This is a genomic window from Burkholderia sp. BCC1985, assembly GCF_905339915.1.
Lineage (GTDB): Bacteria > Pseudomonadota > Gammaproteobacteria > Burkholderiales > Burkholderiaceae > Burkholderia.
The window spans coordinates 224,666-242,054 of record NZ_CAJPGY010000003.1; the positions used below are offsets into that span (position 1 = coordinate 224,666).

Below are 17,389 nucleotides of genomic sequence, written 5' to 3' on the forward strand. Positions count from 1 at the left end.
CCCTTGCCTCCATGTCATCCGAATACTCCCTCACTCGCTCCCTGAACGTCCGCGACGTCCATCGCTGGGACGCCGAACACGACGTCGTGATCGTCGGCTTCGGGGCGGCCGGCGCGTGCGCGGCGATCGAAGCCGCGAGCGCCGGCGCCGACACGCTGATCGTCGAGCGCGCGTCGAGCTACGGCGGCACGAGCGCGCTGTCCGGCGGCGAAATGTACCTCGGCGGCAGCGGCGGCACGCCCGCGCAGCGGCAGGCCGGCTTCAGCGACGACACCGAGGACCTGTACCGCTACCTGATGCTCGCGGGCGGCCGCGACGCCGACGAGGCGAAGGTGCGCCTCTATGCGAACGAGAGCCTCGCGCATCACGACTGGCTGGTCGCGCAGGGCGTCACGTACAAGAACACGTTCATCGCCGAGCGGATCGTCGAGCCGGAAACCGACGACTGCCTGATCTGGTCGGGCAGCGAGGAGGCCTGGCCGTTCAGCGAGAGCGCGAAGCCGTGTCCGCGCGGCCACACGCCGCAATGGCCGGGCTGGGGCGGCGGGCAGATGCTGATGCGCGTGCTGGCCGAGCGCGTGCAGGCGCTCGGCGTGTCGACGCGCTACGACACGCGCGCACAGGCGCTGATCGTCGACGATGCCGGCGCGGTGCGCGGCGTCGTGCTGCGCGCGTATGGTGAAACGGCGTTCGTGCGGGCGCGTCGCGCGGTGATCCTGTGCGCGGGCGGCTTCGCGATGAACCGCGACATGGTGCGCCGGCATGCGCCGCAGTTCCTGCGCTCGGCCGAACCGATCGGCAGCCCCGGCGACGACGGCTCGGGCATCCTGCTTGGCCAGAGCGCCGGCGGCGCCGCGATCCACATGGATCAGGGTTTCGTCAGCCTGCCGTTCTACGCGCCCGAATCGCTGATCCGCGGGATCTTCGTGAACGCGCGCGGGCAGCGGTTCATCAACGAGGACGGCTATCACGGCCGCACGGGCCACCACGCGTTCCACCAGGCCGACGACCGGATCTACCTGCTGGTCGACCAGGCGACCTACCAGGAGCCGCCGGATATCGCGCGGATCGGCATCGCGGCGGCCGGCGAGACCTGGGACGAAGTCGAGCGCGACCTGCAGATGCCGGCCGGCACGCTGACGGCGACCGTCGACGTCTACAACCGTCACGCGGCCGAAGGCGTCGATCCGCTGTTCCACAAGGCGAAGAAATGGTTGCAGCCGCTGATCGAGCCGCCGTTCGTCGCGCTCGACTGCCGGATCGATTACGCGTTCTACCCGCATTTCACGCTGGGCGGCCTCGATACGCTGCCGACCGGGCAGGTGCTCGACGCGGCGCGCACGCCGGTGGCGGGCCTCTATGCGGCCGGCCGCACGACCTGCGGGCTGCCGCGCTGGGGCGCCGGGTACAGCTCGGGGCTGTCGCTGGCCGATGCGACGTTCTTCGGCCGGCAGGCAGGTCGTCATGCCGCAAGTGCGGCGAGCGACGCGTTGCACAGCGTCGCGTAGCGTCGCCTGCGCGGAGCAGGATCGCGGATCGCAGAACGCACACGGCAAAACACGACGCCCCGGGCAACCGCGTTGCACCGGGGCGTCGTCGTTTCAGCGAGGCGTCAGTCGTTCGTCAGCCGAGATCGAGCGCGTTCGTCAGGTCGCCCGGCGGCGTCGCGCCGCGCGACGCGAACGCCTTGTCGCGCGCGGCGACGCCGTCGAGCGGCGCGAGCCCGTGCACGCGGCTGATGAAGCGCAGGATCGAGTTCGTGTCGTACATCGTGTGGTCGACGTAACCCTTCTTCGCGAACGGCGAGATCACGAGCGCCGGAATCCGCGAGCCGGGGCCCCAGCGATCGCCGACCGGCGGCGCGACGTGATCCCACCAGCCGCCGTTCTCGTCGTGCGTCATCACGATCACCGTGTTCGCCCACTGCGGGCCGCGCCGGATGCGTTCGATCACGTGCGCGATGTGGCGATCGCCGGATTCGACGTCCGCATAACCCGCGTGCATGTTCAGGTTGCCCTGCGGCTTGTAGAACGCGACGGCGGGCAGGCGGCCCGCGTCGATGTCGGCGATGAAATGATTGGTCGACGGCTCGTCGCCGAGGCCCGCATCGCGCAGGTGCTTGCGGCGCGCGTCGGTGCCCGGCGCGTAGTTCACGAAGTAGTTGAACGGCTGATGGTGGTACTGGAAATCCGGCACCATGCCGGTGTCGCGGTGCTCGAGCGCGTACTGCCACGCGCCGCTGTACCACGCCCAGTCGACGTTCTTCTCCGACAGGCGGTCGCCGATCGTTGCATGGCCTTGCGGCGGGATCACGCGATGATCGGCCGGATCCGCATACGCGGCGTTGCCCGGATCGGCCGGCGGCACGTAGCTCGGCTGATACGGCGGCGCCATCGTGTTGACGCCGTAGCCATCGGGCGTCAGCGGGCCGTCGACCGCGAACTTCGGCGGGCCGTCGAGCGCGGACGCGGGCGAATCGGCGGCGAGCGTCAGGCGCGTGCCGGCCGGATCGTCGCCGTCGACCTTCGACAGCAGCTTCGCCGCATGCGGATGCTTGTGCGCATCCGGATACATCGGCGGCTGCGCGGAAATCAGGAACATGTGGTTCAGCCACGAACCGCCGAAGGCCGCCATGAAGAAGTTGTCGCACAGCGTGTATTGCCGTGCGAGGTTCCACAGCCGCAGCGTGTCGGCGGAATTGCGGTAATGGCCCATCACGAGGCCGCCGGAATCGGCCCACGCGGCGAACTGGTCGTTGCGGCCCGCGGCGATCTGCATCTGGTTCTGGTAGAAGCGGTGCCACAGGTCGCGCGTGATCACGCCGTTCGGCAGCGGCTTGCCCTGCGCGTCTGCGATCCGGAACGGCGCGTTCGGCAGCTTGTCGATGTCGCGCTCGGCGATCGCGTAGCGCTGGCCGCCGACTTCCTGCGCCTGCGGCACGAGCCCGCCCCAGATCTTCGGCAGCACCGGCAGCGGCGTCTTGCCGTCGCGATCGAGCTGCCGCGCGTGCTCGGGTTTCACCTCGCTCAGCGGATATTGCACGCCCGGGAAATCGCCGTACAGGTTCGCGAAGCTGCGGTTCTCCGCATAGATCACGACGATGTGGCGCACCTGCCGGCGCAGCGCGTCGTCGAGCCGCAGGTCGGCGGCCGAGCGCGGCGCGCTGCCCGGCGTGGTCTCGCAGCCGCCGAGCGCGACGCCCGCGCCGAGCGCGGCGAGGCCGCCGAGCATGCGGCGGCGGTCGGGATCGGCGGGAAGGTCGTCGGGGCGATCGGGGGTGTCGTTCACGTCGTGTGCTCCTCGGATGGGCGGTTGTCGTTCGATGCGCGGCAGCGTCGCACAGCCTGCCGGGACGCGCGGCGGGATGCAACGGCCGGCGTCCCGCCTGGGTGGGACGCCGGCTGTCACCAAAATGTCACGAACGCGACTATAACGCGGCCGGCGGCGTCGATGAAAGGCGTTTGTCGGACAATGCGCGACGTCCGCGCGCGAACTAGACTTGAATCACGGGCGGCGCGTTGCGGCGCGTTGCCCGCGCGAACGGCGCCCGGCGGCGCCGTCGCGGTGTCATTCATGCGACGAAACGAGGCGACGATGGCGCGGATCCATTCCGTTTGCGCGTGGCCGGCGATGCCGCGCGCCGACCGGGCGCGCGTGCACGCGTAAGCGCGCGCGTCGACGCGCGCGGCCGGCCCGATGCCATGGACAGGAAATTCGATTACGCAGGATTGCTGATCGCGGCGGGCTTCTTCGTGCTGTTCGCCGCGCAGTTGCTGATGCTGCGTCCGGCGTCGACGCTGATCGCGTACAGCGACTTCCACCGGCTCGTCGCCGCGCGGCTCGTCGACGATCTCGAGATCGGACCGGCGACGATCACGGGCACGCTGACGATGCCGCAGGCCGGCACGCTGCTGCCGGCGTCCGAAGTCGCGGCCGTGAAGTCGGACGGCACGCCGCCGCGCTTCAGCACCAACCGCGTGACCGACCCGCAGCTGATCGACACGCTGACCGCCGCCGGCATCCGGTTTCACGGCGCGTCCGACACCGGCTGGATCGCGTCGCTCGCGTCGTGGCTGGTGCCGCTCGTCGCGTTCGTGTTCATCTGGAACCTGATGCTGCGCAAGCGTGGCGGGCTGCAGGATTTCACCGGGATGGGCAAGAGCCGCGCACGCGTGTACGTGCAGCAGGAAACCGGCATCACGTTCGACGACATCGCGGGCATCGACGAAGCGAAGGCCGAACTGCAGCAGCTCGTCGCGTTCCTGCGCAACCCCGATCGCTACCAGCGGCTCGGCGGCAAGATCCCGAAGGGTGTGCTCGTCGTCGGCGCGCCCGGCACCGGCAAGACGCTGCTCGCGCGCGCGGTGGCCGGCGAGGCGGCCGTGCCGTTCTTCTCGATCAGCGGCTCGGCGTTCGTCGAGATGTTCGTCGGCGTCGGCGCGGCGCGCGTGCGCGACCTGTTCGAGCAGGCGCAGCAGAAGGCGCCGTGCATCGTGTTCGTCGACGAGCTCGACGCGCTCGGCAAGGTGCGCGGGGTCGGTCCGATGTCGGGCAACGACGAGCGCGAGCAGACGCTCAACCAGCTGCTCGTCGAGATGGACGGCTTCCAGGCCGGCTCCGGCGTGATCATCATGGCCGCGACCAACCGGCCGGAAATTCTCGATCCCGCGCTGCTGCGCCCGGGCCGCTTCGACCGTCACATCGCGATCGACCGGCCCGACGTGAACGGCCGCCGCCAGATTCTCGGCGTGCACGTGAAGCGCGTGAAGCTCGCGGCCGAGGTCGATCTCGGCGAACTCGCGTCGCGCACGCCGGGCTTCGTCGGCGCCGATCTCGCGAACGTCGTCAACGAGGCCGCGCTGCATGCGGCGGAACTCGGCAAGCCGGCGATCGGGATGGACGACTTCGACGAGGCGATCGACCGCGCGCTGACGGGCCTCGAGCGCAAGAGCCGCGTAATGAACGCGCAGGAGAAGCTGACGATCGCCTATCACGAGGCCGGTCATGCGCTCGTCGCGGAAAGCCGCGCGCATTGCGATCCGGTGAAGAAGGTGTCGATCATTCCGCGCGGCGTGGCCGCGCTCGGCTACACGCAACAGGTGCCGACGGAGGATCGCTACGTCCTGCGCCGCAGCGAGCTGCTCGATCGGATCGATGCACTGCTCGGCGGGCGCGTCGCGGAAGAACTCGTGTTCGGCGACGTGTCGACGGGCGCGCAGAACGATCTCGAACGCGCGACCGCGATGGCGCGCCACATGGTCATGCAGTACGGGATGAGCGAGAAGATCGGGCTCGTCAGCGTCGACGACGGCGAAACGCGCACCGGCATCCCGGGCGCATGGCATGCGGGCGAGGGCCGCTGCAGCGAGCACACCGCACGGATGATCGACGACGAGGTGCATACGCTGTTGACTGACGCGCATGCGCGCGTCGCGGCAACGCTCGGCGAACGCCGCGATGCGCTCGAACGGATCGCGCGACGGCTGCTCGAGCGCGAGGTGCTCGAACGCGACGCGTTGCAGGCGCTGATCGACGGGCGCGAGGCGCCGGTCGCCGAATCTTCCCTGACCGATCGCGGGCCATGCGCGAGTGCGAATGCGCCGGAGCAGGCGTCGGCGATCGAGCGCGATTTCGTCGCATACGGGCCGCCGCGCGAACCCGAACGCTGAAGCGCGGACCGCTCGCGCAGCCGGCGGGCGACCATGATCGCGCCGCGCGTGCGCTGCAATTCGTACTTGCCGGCACGGCGCCGCGCCGGCGTTTCCTTTCCCTTTATCGAGTCACGGAGTCGCCATGAGCGAGGCACACGTATCGGTGGATGTCGCGCAGCATGCGCGTTTCAGTTTCGAAGTCACGTTTGCCGGCACCGAACTTTCGCCGGTGCTCACCGACGAGCCGCCGCCGCTCGGTGCCGGCCGCGGCCCGAACCCCGTCCGGCTGCTGGCCGCGGCGGTCGCGAGCTGCCTCGCGGCGAGCCTGCTGTTCGCGCTCGAGAAACAGCGCGTCGATCCGCAGCCCGTCACCGCGCATATCGACGTCGACATGGTGCAGAACGACGCGGGCAGGGTGCGCGTCGGCGCGATGGCCGTGACGTTGTCGGTCGGCAAGGCATGGGCCGATCTCGCGGCGGCGACGCGCATGCTCGACCGGTTCGATGCGTATTGCGTGGTGACCGAGAGCATGCGCGAAGGCATTCCGATCGCGGTGGCGGTGCAGGACGTGAACGGTGCGGTGCTCGACCGCGAGACGACCGGCGTGTAAGCGAGCGGCAGGACCCGGCGCGTCAGGACACGGTCGCGGCGGCGACTTCCGCGGCCTCGGCGAGCGCCTCGAGAAAGCGCGTGCGCCACCAGTGCACGTCGGTCTTGCGCACGATCGCCATCAGCGCGTCGTGACGCTGGCGGCGTTCGTCGAGCGGCATCGTGAGCGCGCGCTGGATCGCCTGCGCGGTGCCCTGCGTGTCGTACGGATTGACGAGCAGCGCAGGCTTCAGCTGCTCGGCCGCGCCCGCGAAACGCGACAGCACGAGCACGCCCGGGTCGGCCTCGTCCTGCGCGGCGAGAAACTCCTTCGCGACCAGGTTCATCCCGTCGCGCAGCGGCGTGACGAGCGCGACGCGGCTCGCGCGGTAGAGGCCCGGCAAGCGCTTGCGCGCGACCGTGCGGTGGATGTAGCGCATCGGCATCCACTCGAGTTCGCCGTAATCGCCGTTGATCGCGCCGCACAGGCTGTCCATCTCGCGCCGCAGGTCGTCGTACGCGCCGAGATCCTCGCGGCTCGGCGCGGCGATCTGGATCAGCGTCGCGCGGTCGCGGTTCTCCGGATACTGTTCGAGCAGCTGACGGAACGCGTGCACGCGCTGCGGCAGCCCCTTCGTATAGTCGAGCCGGTCGACGCCGACTAGCAGCTGGCGGCGCGAATACTCGTCGCGCATCCGCTCGAACATGTCGATGCCGTCGCGATTCTCCGCGAGCGCCGTGAACTCGTCGACGTTGATGCCGATCGGGAACGCACCGGCCGACAGCGTGCGGCCGAACGCGCGCAGGCGGCCGTCCGGCAGCCGCGCGGCGCCGGCTTCCGCCTCGACGTAGTGCTCGAAGTGAAGCAGGTCCGATTCGGTCTGGAAGCCGACGAGATCGTAGGCGAACAGCGAGCGCATCAGCCACTCGTGCTCCGGGATCGCGGCCATGATCGGCGGCGGCGGCATCGGAATGTGCAGGAAGAAACCGATCGGGTTCGTGCAGCCCGTCGCGCGCAGCTCGGCGGCGAGCGGAATCAGCTGGTAGTCGTGGACCCAGACGATATCGTCGGGGCGCAGCAGCGTGCTCAGCTTGCGCGCGAACAGCTGGTTCACGCGCCGGTATCCGTCCGCGAAGCGGCGGTCGAACTGCGCGAGATCGAGGCGGTAGTGGAACACCGGCCACAGCACGTTGTTCGAGTAGCCGAGGTAGTACGCGTCGTAATCCTGCGGATCGAGATCGATCGTCGCGAGCTGGATGCCGCCGACGTTCTGGATCTGCACGTCTTCGCCGTGCGCGGGATGGTCGCCGTCGCCGCGCAGCCTGCCGCTCCACCCGAACCAGACGCCGCCCGATTCCTGCAGGCTGTCTTTCACGGCCACGGCAAGCCCGCCTGCCGCGGCCTTACGGGGATCTGCAATACGATTGGATACGACGACGAGTCGGCTCACCAGCTCTCCTGCGAATGGTTGGGGAAGGGTCGTGCGGCCAGGGCGTGAGGCGGACGCCGCCATCGACGCGTGGCGCGATGGGGCCGCGATACGAACGGACGGGAATCAGGGCGCGCGATTCGCCGTTCGAACGTGGAGTGCTTTTTTTAGGATACTCGTCATTCGGCTGATTTAAAAGTGCATGACCGGGATCAATGATCCTGCCTGTCGGTGCGATGCAGTGCGATGCGGTGCGATGCGCGGCGTTCCGCGCGCTCGACCGGCAGGACCGGAAATTGCACGGCCCCGCAGCGGCCGTGTGCGCAGCGGAAGGTGGAGGGCCGGAGAAGGGAGAGCGAAGGCGAGGCCGATTCGATCGTGTTCGGTCACGCCGGCGCGGTCGTTCGCGACGGTTTCGATCGACGCAGGCTGGCTGCGCCGATCGATCATGGCGGGCGTTGGCGACGCGCGGGACGCGTGGCGCGAACGCACCGGCGCGCGATCAGAACGTCGTGCGCAGGCCGGCCATCACGCTGCGGCCGCCTTCCGGCGCGAAGCCGCGCACGACCGAGGTCGCATAGCGGATCTCCTGGTTCGTCAGGTTGTCGCCGCGCAGGTACGCGAGCCAGTGCGTCGCGCCGACACGGAACTTGTACGTCAGCATCACGCCGAGCGACGTGTAGCCGTCCGTCGGAAAGTCGTTGTCGGGCACACGATGCTGCGACCACGCGTGCGTGACCTGCGCGCGTGCGCCGAACGGGCCGTAGCCGTAGTCGGCCGCGAGCGTCGCGCGCAGTGGCGCGATGCGCGGCAGCGGCTGGCCGGTGTCGACGTTGCGCGCATGCGTGTAGTCGGCGGTCAGTTCCAGGTCGACCGTATGGCCGCGCCGCGAGAACGCGCGCCATTTGCCGTCGAGTTCGACGCCATAGAACTCGGCGCGCACGCCGCGATAGATTGCTTCGTTGAGCGTATCACCGGCGCCGGGCGCGACCGGCTCGCCGTCGCCGTTCACGACGCGGCCCGTGTTGTACTCGGTCAGGTAGTTCGAGAAGCGGTTGTAGAACACACCGACGCTGCCGCGGTTCGGGCCGCTCGCGTAGCGCAGCGACAGGTCGGTCGACACGGCCTTTTCCTTCGATGCGTTCGGGTTGCCGATCAGGAACTGGCCGGTCGCATCGTGCGGGCCGTTCGAGTACAGCTCGTAGAAGGTCGGCGCGCGCTCCGTGTAGGCGACGTTCGCCGCGACCGACCACACGGGCGTCAGCGAGAACAGCGCGCCGGCCGAGACGCTGCCGGCATTGAAGTCGCGTGGTTGCGCACCTGCGAACTTCTCGACGCCGGCCGGATCGGGATCGACCTTCACGTGCTCGAAGCGCCCGCCGACGCTCAGCTTCAGCGCCGGGACGACCTGCCATTCCTCGAGACCGAACAGCGCGACGCTGTTCGTGCGCGTCGACGGCACGAGCGTTTCGTCGCCGAGTGCCGAGAACGTGTTCTGGCCGAACTGCACGCCGATCGCGCCTTCGAACGGGCCGATCCTGCGATGCCGCGCCTCGATGCGCGCCTCGTAGCCGCGGTTGCGGAAGGTGGTGGCGGTTTCGCCGTTGTCGACTTCCTTGTGGCGATAGTCGGTGTACGCGAAGTCGAACTTCAGCTTCGTGAACGGGCCGCTCAGGTTGCGTATCTCGGACGCGAACGCGAGCCGTTCCTGGCGCATCCGCAGGCGCACGTCGTCCTCGGCGACGGAGCCGTAGTTCGACTCGTAGCCGCTGTACGACAGGCCCGCGAAACCGTCGGCCCACGTGTACGACGCGCCGAGCGCGCCGCCATGCACGCGGCCGTCGCTGTTCGGCACGTTGCCGTACGGTTGCGGCGTATCGGGATCGTCGATCGCGCGTTGCTGGCTGCTGCGTGCGTAGCCGGGAATCCGCAGCTTGCTCGTTTCACGATCGAACGCGTCGACATGGAACGCGAAGCGGCCGTTGCCGCCTTCGACCTGCGCCGCGCCCGCGCGCACCGAGTTCGCGCCGCCGTAGCGCGCGTCGAGCGCGCCCGTCACGCCTTCGATCGCTTCGCGCGGAATCCGGTTGTCGATCGTGTTGACGACGCCGCCGACCGCGTTGCCGCCGTACAGCAGCGCGGCCGGACCGCGCACGATCTCGACGCGCTCGATCGACAGCGGATCCTGCGGCACCGCGTGGTCGTACGACAGCGACGACGCGTCGTAGGCGGCGACGCCGTTCTGCAGCAGCCGGATCCGGTCGCCGTCCATCCCGCGAATGATCGGGCGGCCGACCATCGGCCCGTAGGTGGTGGTCGACACGCCGGGCAGGCCGTTGAGCGTCTCGCCGAGCGAATCGGCCTGGCGGCGCGTCAGCGCATCGCCGGACAGTTGCGCGGTCGGCGCGATCAGCTCGGTGTCGCCGAGCGGGTTCGCGGTCACGAAGATCGGCGCGAGCGGTGTGGTCTGTGGCGGCGAAGACGGGGCGGGCGTCTCGGCCTGCGCGTGCGCGACGGCGGCGAACAGCATCAGCGAAACGGGCGAGAGCGGGCGAAGCGGTAGACGAGGGAGGTCGCGCATGGTCGGTGAATCGGTTGGTATCGGATCGAAAAGCGAGCCACGCGGGTCAAGACTGGATACGATATATTGTTGCATTTTCGGTGCGCTGTGACCCGGTTGGATTGGACTCGGCGTAGCCCGGCCACCCGGATGAGCGAGCTTCAGGTGGACGAGATCGCGAAATGATATGTTATATCATTTCGAATTCCAAGCGAAACGGCGGCATGCCGCAGGGTTTCCGACAAGCTGCGGAAACGGCGGCGAAAGCAGAGCCCGGCCGTCAAACCCGCGCCTCCGGCACCGGTGGCCCACGCAATAGGTCTCGCGATGAATCCGTCACCGTCGCGTGCGTTTCCCGCTCCGTTGATACGTATCAAGTCGTTCCGGTTTCGAGCCCGGATACTGGCCCGGTCATCGACCAGACAGGAGCGACGCATGACTCAAACCATGAAGGCGGCGGTGGTCCACGCGTTCGGCGAACCGTTGCGCATCGAGGAGGTGCCGGTCCCGACGCCGGGCCCGGGCCAGATCCTCGTCAACATCAAGGCTTCGGGCGTCTGCCATACCGACCTGCACGCAGCCGACGGCGACTGGCCCGTGAAGCCGACGCTGCCGTTCATTCCGGGCCACGAAGGCGTGGGCGTCGTCGCGGCGGTCGGGGCGGGCGTCACGCACGTGCGCGAGGGCGACCGCGTCGGCGTGCCCTGGCTCTATACGGCATGCGGTCACTGCGAGTACTGCCACACCGGCTGGGAAACCCTTTGCCACGGGCAGCAGAACACCGGCTATTCGGTCAACGGCAGCTATGCGGAATACGTGCTGGCCGATCCCGACTACGTCGGCCATCTGCCCGCGCAGGTCGCGTTCGACGAGATCGCGCCGATCCTGTGCGCGGGCGTGACCGTCTACAAGGGCATCCGCGTCACCGACACGCGCCCGGGCCAGTGGCTCGCGATTTCGGGCATCGGCGGGCTCGGCCACGTGGCCGTGCAGTACGCGCGCGCGATGGGCCTGCACGTCGCGGCGATCGACGTGTCTCCCGCCAAACTCGCACTCGCGCGCGAACTGGGCGCCGAGCTGACGATCGATGCATTGGCCGACGATCCGGCGAAGCTGATCCAGAAGGAGATCGGCGGCGCGCATGGCGTGCTGGTGACGGCCGTGTCGCGCAGCGCGTTCGCGCAGGCGCTCGGGATGGTGCGGCGCGGCGGCACGGTGGCGCTCAACGGCTTGCCGCCCGGCGATTTCCCGCTGCCGATCTTCTCGACGGTGCTGAACGGCATCACGGTGCGCGGCTCGATCGTCGGCACGCGGCGCGACCTGCAGGAATCGCTCGATTTCGCGGCGGACGGGCTGGTGCGCGCGCATATCCATCGCGATCGGCTCGGCAACATCAACGACATATTCGCGCGGCTGCGCGAAGGGAAAGTCGATGGTCGCATCGTGCTGACCGACATGCATTGACGCGCATTCGGGAGCGCTGCCGCGACGCAATGGACATTGCGGCAGCGCTATGCTCACCCGCGTCTGTCGGAGGGATGAAAGGGTGGCGGGAGGGGACGTGAGTGTCGGTCAGCGCGATCGGTTCGTGGATGACCGGGGCGCCGGGGCGTATGCGCCGGCTTGCGACGGCGGCTATCCGATCTTGTCGACCTCAGGCACGACCGCATTCGGCCGGCGTGCACCCCTTCATTCGCGCTGCGTGCGCTCATCGTCGGCGCGCAACGCCCGGCGAAGCTGTTCGGTCAGGAAGAGCCATACCGCCTGCTGGGCTGCGTTGCGCTTGGCACTCTCGTGCGACACCAGCCAGAGCGTCAGGTAATGCTTCTGCGCGTCGGGAAAAACGCGGGCGAGACCCGGTTCACGTTCCGCGAGCATGCACCACAGCGGCGCGACGCCGCCGCCGGACAAGACCGCACGCTTCAATGCATCCCATGAATTGACCTTGGTGCTGACGCGCGCGTCGTGCGGCGCGTATTCGCGCAGCCAGTCCGCGAACGGTTTCGGGACGTCGCCGCCCCAGCCGATCCAGGTGCCGGTCATTTCGCCGTCGTGCCGGTCCGCCGGCCCGTACACCGCGACTTCGACTTCGCCGAGTGCCACGCTGTCGAGTCTTGCGGGGGCTTCGTGCGATACGCAGATGCCGAGATCGGCGCTGCGCTCCGCGACGACCGCAAGCGGATCGCCGACGTTGCTCACGTCGAGATTGACGAACGGATTGCGATGATGAAACGCGACGATGTCGCCGATGAATGCATCGCCGAGCGAGGCGGAAACGGCGAGCCGCACCGTGCCTTCGACGCCGCCGTGCGGCCGCTGGCGGAGCGTGGCCAGCAGGCTCGCTTCCTCCTCCATGCGCGATGCGATCGACAGGACTGCGCGGCCGGCGGCTGTCAACTGGAAGCCGCCGTCGTCGAGCACGAAGAGTTGTGATCCCACCGATTTCTCCAGCACGTCCACTCGCCGGCTGACGGTGGTTCGGTCGACGCCCAGTGCTTTGCCGGCGGCAAGATACGAGCCCGAATTCGCGACGGCGAGGAAATACCGGAGGTCATCCCATTTCACCGCGGTATGTGTGTGTTTTCGCATGGTAGGGGTGCAAATAAACTCATTTTCTGGTTGTTGGGCGTTCTCTACACTTGGGTGCTGGAGGAACACGGTTTCGATCTCGACAAACAGGATCCCGTCCGGATCGTACGCTCGTTCGACGAGTCGAGCGGCGCCGCGAAGGCGCGGGAAATTGCCATCGTTGGCAAGTAAATAGACAGGAGACACGCATGACATCGGACTATTTCACCGGCAAATACCCGAAGGGCTGGTTCGCAGTCCTATTTTCTGATGAAATCAAGCCGGGCGAGATCAAATCGCTCAGCTACTTCGGCCAGGAGTACATCGCGTTTCGCGGCGAGAGCGGGCAGGTATCGATCCTCGATGCATTCTGTCCGCACCTCGGCGCGCATCTGGGCGACGGTCGCTGCCAGGGCGATACGATCGTCTGTCCGTTCCACGAATGGCGCTTCTCGCAGACTGGCGCCTGCGTCGACGTGCCCTACGCGAAACGCATTCCGATCAAGGCGAAGGAGGGCGCATTAGCCGCCCACCCGGTGCGCGAGATCAACCAGATCGTCCACATGTGGTTCGATCCGGCCGGCGGGCCGCCGAGCTGGGAACTGCCGGTCGATCCTGCCATGAACGGTGCCGACGGCTGGACGCGCTGGTACTTCAAGCGGTGGCGGGTGCGCACGCAGGGCAAGGAAATCATCGAGAACCTCGTCGATGCGCCGCATTTCACGTACGTTCACGGGTCGCCGATCGAGGATATCTCGGTGCACTTCGACGGTCATATCGCGTCGCAACGCTCGACGATCGGCGGGCATCCGACGCTCGGCAAGCAACTGACGACCGAGGCGACCTATTACGGTCCGGCCGTGATGCATGTATCGATGGAGGGAACGTACGCGAGCAAGCAGGTGAACATTCACACGCCCATCGATACCGAGCATGTGGACGTTTGCTACGGCATCAAGATCCAGCGCGATCCGACGCTGCCCGACACCGATGCGATCGCGCAGGAATACGCGCGATTCGCTCACGATGCATTCGATCAGGATGTCGTGTTGTGGCGCAGGAAGATCTATCGCGCGGCGCCGCTGTTGTGCGACGGCGACGGTCCGCTGTTCCAGCTGCGCGACTGGTACCGGCAGTTCTTCCAGGAATCGGTGCAGGGGGGCTGAGCGCGCGTCGATGCCCGCACGCTGCCGCGACGGTCGATATCGCGGCAGCGCTATGCTCACCCGCGCATCACGGCGCGAAGAACACGTCGGTGCGGTTCGTCAGGTTGCCTGCGTTGGTCTGGACGAAGAACGGATGGAAAGACGACGACGGCAGCACGTCGAGCCCCTGGTAATCGCCGATGAAGAAACCTTCCGCATTCGGCGCGAGCTTCATGTCGAACGGGCCGCCGACGCGCCGCTCGTCCGCGAACGTGGTGCCGCCGTCATGCGAGATCTTGCGCCAGAACCCGGTCGGCAGCGTCGTCGTGTTGCCGGCCTGCAGGTCGCGGAAGTCGTAGTAGGTGACCATTGCCGCGCCGGCATTGTCGACGCGCACCGACGGATTGAACGCGGGACGCCCGGTCGGCGTGTTCACTTGCAGCGGCGCGCTCCAGCTCGCGCCGCCGTCCTTCGACGTCGACAGCGCGATCTCGTCGTAGTTGCCGCCGTTGAAGCGGCTGTCCTGCCATACGACATAGAGCTGCCCCGACGCCGGATCGATCGCGGGTTCCGGAATGATGTCGCCGGTGCGTACCGGTTCGCCGGTGTTCGGATCGGTCACGCCGACCGTCTGCAGCCCGGCGATCACCTGCGGTTTCGTCCAGGTCGCGCCGTCGTCGGTCGACTTGACGAACGCGACCTTGCCGGCCGCCTTGTTGAACGGCGGCTGGATCAGGTCGAAGAAGTCGTAGAGCGTGCCGGTCTTCGGATCGACGACGATCTGGTTGCCGATCGTCTGCTGGCGCGACGGCACGTTGACGATCACCTTCGCACGGCTCCACGTCTTGCCGCCGTCGACCGTCTTCGAAAAGAACGTCGGCCCGCGGTATGCCTGCGTGTGCAGGTTCGCGTACGGGTTGCCGTTCGGCAGTTCGAGGCGGTCCCACACCGCGTAGGCCGTGCCGGCCTTCACCGGGTTCGCCGTCACCGATTCCTTGTCGTTGAAGAACTGCGTCGTCGGTTCGTCGTTCGCGATCAGCACGGCCGGGCTGCTCCATGTCTGTCCGCCGTCGGTCGACACCGAGGCCGCGACCGCGTTGCTGTTGTTCGACTGGTTGAACGAGATCGATACCGAATACGCGGTGCCGTCCGGACCGAACGATACCCACGGATCGGACGCGCGCTCGTACTTGAGCCCGCCCGGCGCGCAGGCGCTGAACGGCTGCGGCGTGCGCGCCCAGGTCGCGCCGCCGTCGAACGTATAGCCCGCGACGAGCCCGTGGGCGCCGCCGTTCGACCAGCGGTCCTGCTGCCACACGCCGATCATGTTGGTCGGGTTCGCCGGGTTGACCGACAGCCACGGTTCGACCTCGGCGTTCACGTAGTTCGTGCCGGGGCCGCCGATGGTACAGGCGGCGAACGGGCTCGGGCCGGACACGACCACGGGATCGGCATGCGCGACCGCGGCGGCGGCCATCGCCACGGCCATCGCGGCGGACAGGCGGGTGAGGCTGGGGACAAGCGAGTGGGACACGATCGTGCGTCGCATGGACTGCTCCTCGTTGACGTGCGGCGGCGATGGCGCGGCACGGCGGCACGACGCGCACCGGTACGCGCGGCAATGAATGCCGTGCCATGCGTCGGATCGTGTCGTTCAGGAAGCCGCCGCGGTCATCGCAATCCGCGTGTGCTGGATGCCGCCAGCACGTCGGTCAAGACACCTCTTCGTTTTCATTGCTTGTCGGGTGCGTCCAGGGTTGCGGACGCAACGGGAAGGCCAGGCCGTGCAGACGACGAATGCGTCGAAGTGGATTGCAATGTAGGCGATCGATATGCGGCGCGGCAGGCAATTTTTTGTAACAGTACGTAGCCGGAAAGCGTTGCCGAAGCAATGCCGCCGGAATGCCGCCGGAATGCAAAATTTGCCGCCTGAAAGTTCGGAAAACGAATTGAAAGCGCGAATCGAAAGCACGAATCGAAATCGCTATCGATTACGCGGATTCGTGCCGATGCGGCGCGCCGCCGGCACGGTTCAGCGCTCGGCCGGAAAGCGGTCCTGCAATGCGTGCAGCCAGCGCGCGACGACGTCGAGTTCGGCGTCGGAAAAGCCGTCGCACAGCTTGCCGTTCAGCTCGCGCAGCGCCACGCGCGCGCGCTTGAGCGCCGCGTGTCCTTCGTCGGTCAGGAACAGTCGCGTTGCGCGCCCGTCGTCCGAATCGGCGTGACGCGCAAGCAGGCCGGCCTTCGCCATCCGGTCGGCGAGCCCCGTCATCGCGGACGGCGCCAGTTGCAGCGCCGCACCGACTTCGCCGATCAGCGCGCCGTCCTGCCTCGCGAGGCAGAACAGCACGCCGGCCTGCGCGGCACTCGCGCGCGCATCGGTCTCGGCCTTGCGGTCGACCCAGCGCTGCACGCGCCGCTGGCCGATGGTCAACAGGAAAAACAGTCGTCGGTCTTCGCTCAAGCTCGGTTCCCGGCTGCAATGGAAAGGGACGGGCGACCCGCATCGCGCGGCGCATCGAGCGCCTGCGCGAGCCAGTCGGCGACCGCGGGCCACAGCACCGTGCCTGGCCGGCTGCGGAAGAAGCCCATGTGTCCGACCGGCCCGCTGCCCGCGGCGTGCGGATCGATCTGGCGGCGTTCGACGGCCGCCCGGGTCAGGTAGCTTACCAGCAGGTCGATCGCAGGCGGGTTCGCCCACGGATCGTCGTCGAAGCCGAGCACGAGGATCGGCAGTTGCTGCTTCGAGAAGCGCTCGGCCGCGCCGAGCGTCGGATCGTCGAAGAAGTAGCGCGGCAGCGTGGTCCAGCGGCTCCATTCGCGGAACACGCCGGCCGGGAGGTCCTCGCCGAGGCCGAGCCGCTTGCCGGGCACGTAGCCGAGCAGCGCGGACGCGAGCGGGCCGAGCACGCGCAGGATCAGCCGCACCTTCAGCCGCTCGGCCGCGCGGGCGATCAGCCGCGTGCTGCCCGCGTGCGCGGCGACGAGCACGGCCGCGCGCAGGTGCGCGGTGCCGGCCGACAGCCCGATCGCATGGCCGCCGACGCTATGCCCGACCGCCAGCAGCGGCAGCCCGCCGTGCTTAGCGCGCGCCCACGCGATCGCGGCGCCGACGTCGAGCTCGACCCAGTCGCGCATGCGGGCCTGCAGCGCGCTCAGCCGCGCGGGCCGCGACGCGCCGATGCCGCGATAGTTGTAGGTCAGCGCCGCGAAGCCGCGTTCGGTCAGGAAGCGCGCGAAGCCCGCGTAGAGCCGCTCCGGCACGGCGGTGGCCGGATGGATCAACACCAGCGCGCGCGGCGGCGCGTCCGGCGACCACAGCGTGCCGCGCAGCGTATAGCCGTCGGCGGCGGAAAACTCGATGGGTTCTGACGTCATGGCCGTCCTCGTTCCGGGTGGGTATTTCGTATGCGAAATATAGTTTGCGATGTATTTCGCGTGCGAAAT

12 protein-coding genes are annotated in these 17,389 nt (G+C 68.2%); 5 read left to right on the top strand and 7 right to left on the bottom strand.

The genetic code is table 11. The annotated features are described in order from the left end of the window. Positions 1-11: 11 nt before the first annotated feature. Positions 12-1,508 carry an FAD-dependent oxidoreductase gene (locus tag U4Z31_RS04500; protein ID WP_321809552.1) on the top strand — a complete coding sequence of 499 codons (1,497 nt, stop codon included), beginning with the start codon at positions 12-14 and terminating at the stop codon, positions 1,506-1,508. A gap of 115 nt (positions 1,509-1,623) precedes the next feature. Here the strand turns inward: U4Z31_RS04500 and U4Z31_RS04505 are convergent, their stop codons facing one another. Beyond that, the gene (locus tag U4Z31_RS04505) at positions 1,624-3,288 is read right to left on the bottom strand and encodes an acid phosphatase (RefSeq protein WP_321809553.1); all 1,665 of its coding nucleotides are present in this window, start codon (positions 3,286-3,288) and stop codon (positions 1,624-1,626) included. 413 nt (positions 3,289-3,701) lie between these two features. Here U4Z31_RS04505 and ftsH point away from each other — a divergent pair, with 413 nt between their 5' ends. Then, positions 3,702-5,669: an ATP-dependent zinc metalloprotease FtsH gene (ftsH, locus tag U4Z31_RS04510; RefSeq protein WP_321809554.1), complete on the top strand. Its 1,968-nt coding sequence runs from the start codon at positions 3,702-3,704 to the stop codon at positions 5,667-5,669. 124 nt (positions 5,670-5,793) lie between these two features. Further along, positions 5,794-6,261 carry an OsmC family protein gene (locus U4Z31_RS04515; protein WP_044844593.1) on the top strand — a complete coding sequence of 156 codons (468 nt, stop codon included), beginning with the start codon at positions 5,794-5,796 and terminating at the stop codon, positions 6,259-6,261. Between the two features lie 22 nt (positions 6,262-6,283). Here U4Z31_RS04515 and otsA read toward each other — a convergent pair whose 3' ends face one another. Together otsA and U4Z31_RS04525 are read right to left on the bottom strand one after the other, a co-directional pair. Continuing rightward, the gene (gene otsA / locus U4Z31_RS04520; RefSeq protein ID WP_044844592.1) at positions 6,284-7,690 is read right to left on the bottom strand and encodes an alpha,alpha-trehalose-phosphate synthase (UDP-forming); all 1,407 of its coding nucleotides are present in this window, start codon (positions 7,688-7,690) and stop codon (positions 6,284-6,286) included. 481 nt (positions 7,691-8,171) lie between these two features. Beyond that, positions 8,172-10,250, bottom strand: coding sequence for a TonB-dependent receptor (locus U4Z31_RS04525; RefSeq protein ID WP_321809555.1), 2,079 nt, complete (start codon positions 10,248-10,250; stop codon positions 8,172-8,174). A 414-nt stretch (positions 10,251-10,664) separates the two neighbouring features. Between U4Z31_RS04525 and adhP the strand changes: the two genes are divergently transcribed. Beyond that, positions 10,665-11,693: an alcohol dehydrogenase AdhP gene (adhP, locus tag U4Z31_RS04530; RefSeq protein WP_321809556.1), complete on the top strand. Its 1,029-nt coding sequence runs from the start codon at positions 10,665-10,667 to the stop codon at positions 11,691-11,693. A gap of 225 nt (positions 11,694-11,918) precedes the next feature. Here adhP and U4Z31_RS04535 read toward each other — a convergent pair whose 3' ends face one another. Then, a complete protein-coding gene (locus U4Z31_RS04535) occupies positions 11,919-13,004 on the bottom strand; it encodes a LysR family transcriptional regulator (protein WP_321809557.1) in 1,086 nt (361 codons plus the stop codon). Between the two features lie 2 nt (positions 13,005-13,006). Between U4Z31_RS04535 and U4Z31_RS04540 the strand changes: the two genes are divergently transcribed. Beyond that, positions 13,007-13,963 (top strand): Rieske 2Fe-2S domain-containing protein, encoded by a 957-nt coding sequence (locus U4Z31_RS04540; RefSeq protein WP_321809558.1) that lies wholly within the window; start codon positions 13,007-13,009, stop codon positions 13,961-13,963. A gap of 67 nt (positions 13,964-14,030) precedes the next feature. Here the strand turns inward: U4Z31_RS04540 and U4Z31_RS04545 are convergent, their stop codons facing one another. The 3 genes from U4Z31_RS04545 to U4Z31_RS04555 form a co-directional block, all read right to left on the bottom strand. After that, positions 14,031-15,491 (bottom strand): sialidase family protein, encoded by a 1,461-nt coding sequence (locus tag U4Z31_RS04545; protein ID WP_321809559.1) that lies wholly within the window; start codon positions 15,489-15,491, stop codon positions 14,031-14,033. Positions 15,492-15,974: 483 nt separating this feature from the next. Then, positions 15,975-16,406 carry a MarR family winged helix-turn-helix transcriptional regulator gene (locus tag U4Z31_RS04550; RefSeq protein ID WP_124484736.1) on the bottom strand — a complete coding sequence of 144 codons (432 nt, stop codon included), beginning with the start codon at positions 16,404-16,406 and terminating at the stop codon, positions 15,975-15,977. Beyond that, complete coding sequence (locus U4Z31_RS04555) at positions 16,403-17,320, bottom strand: serine aminopeptidase domain-containing protein (RefSeq protein WP_321809560.1); 918 nt, start codon at positions 17,318-17,320, stop codon at positions 16,403-16,405. The genes U4Z31_RS04550 and U4Z31_RS04555 overlap by 4 nt, the downstream gene beginning before the upstream one ends. Positions 17,321-17,389 lie beyond the last annotated feature (69 nt).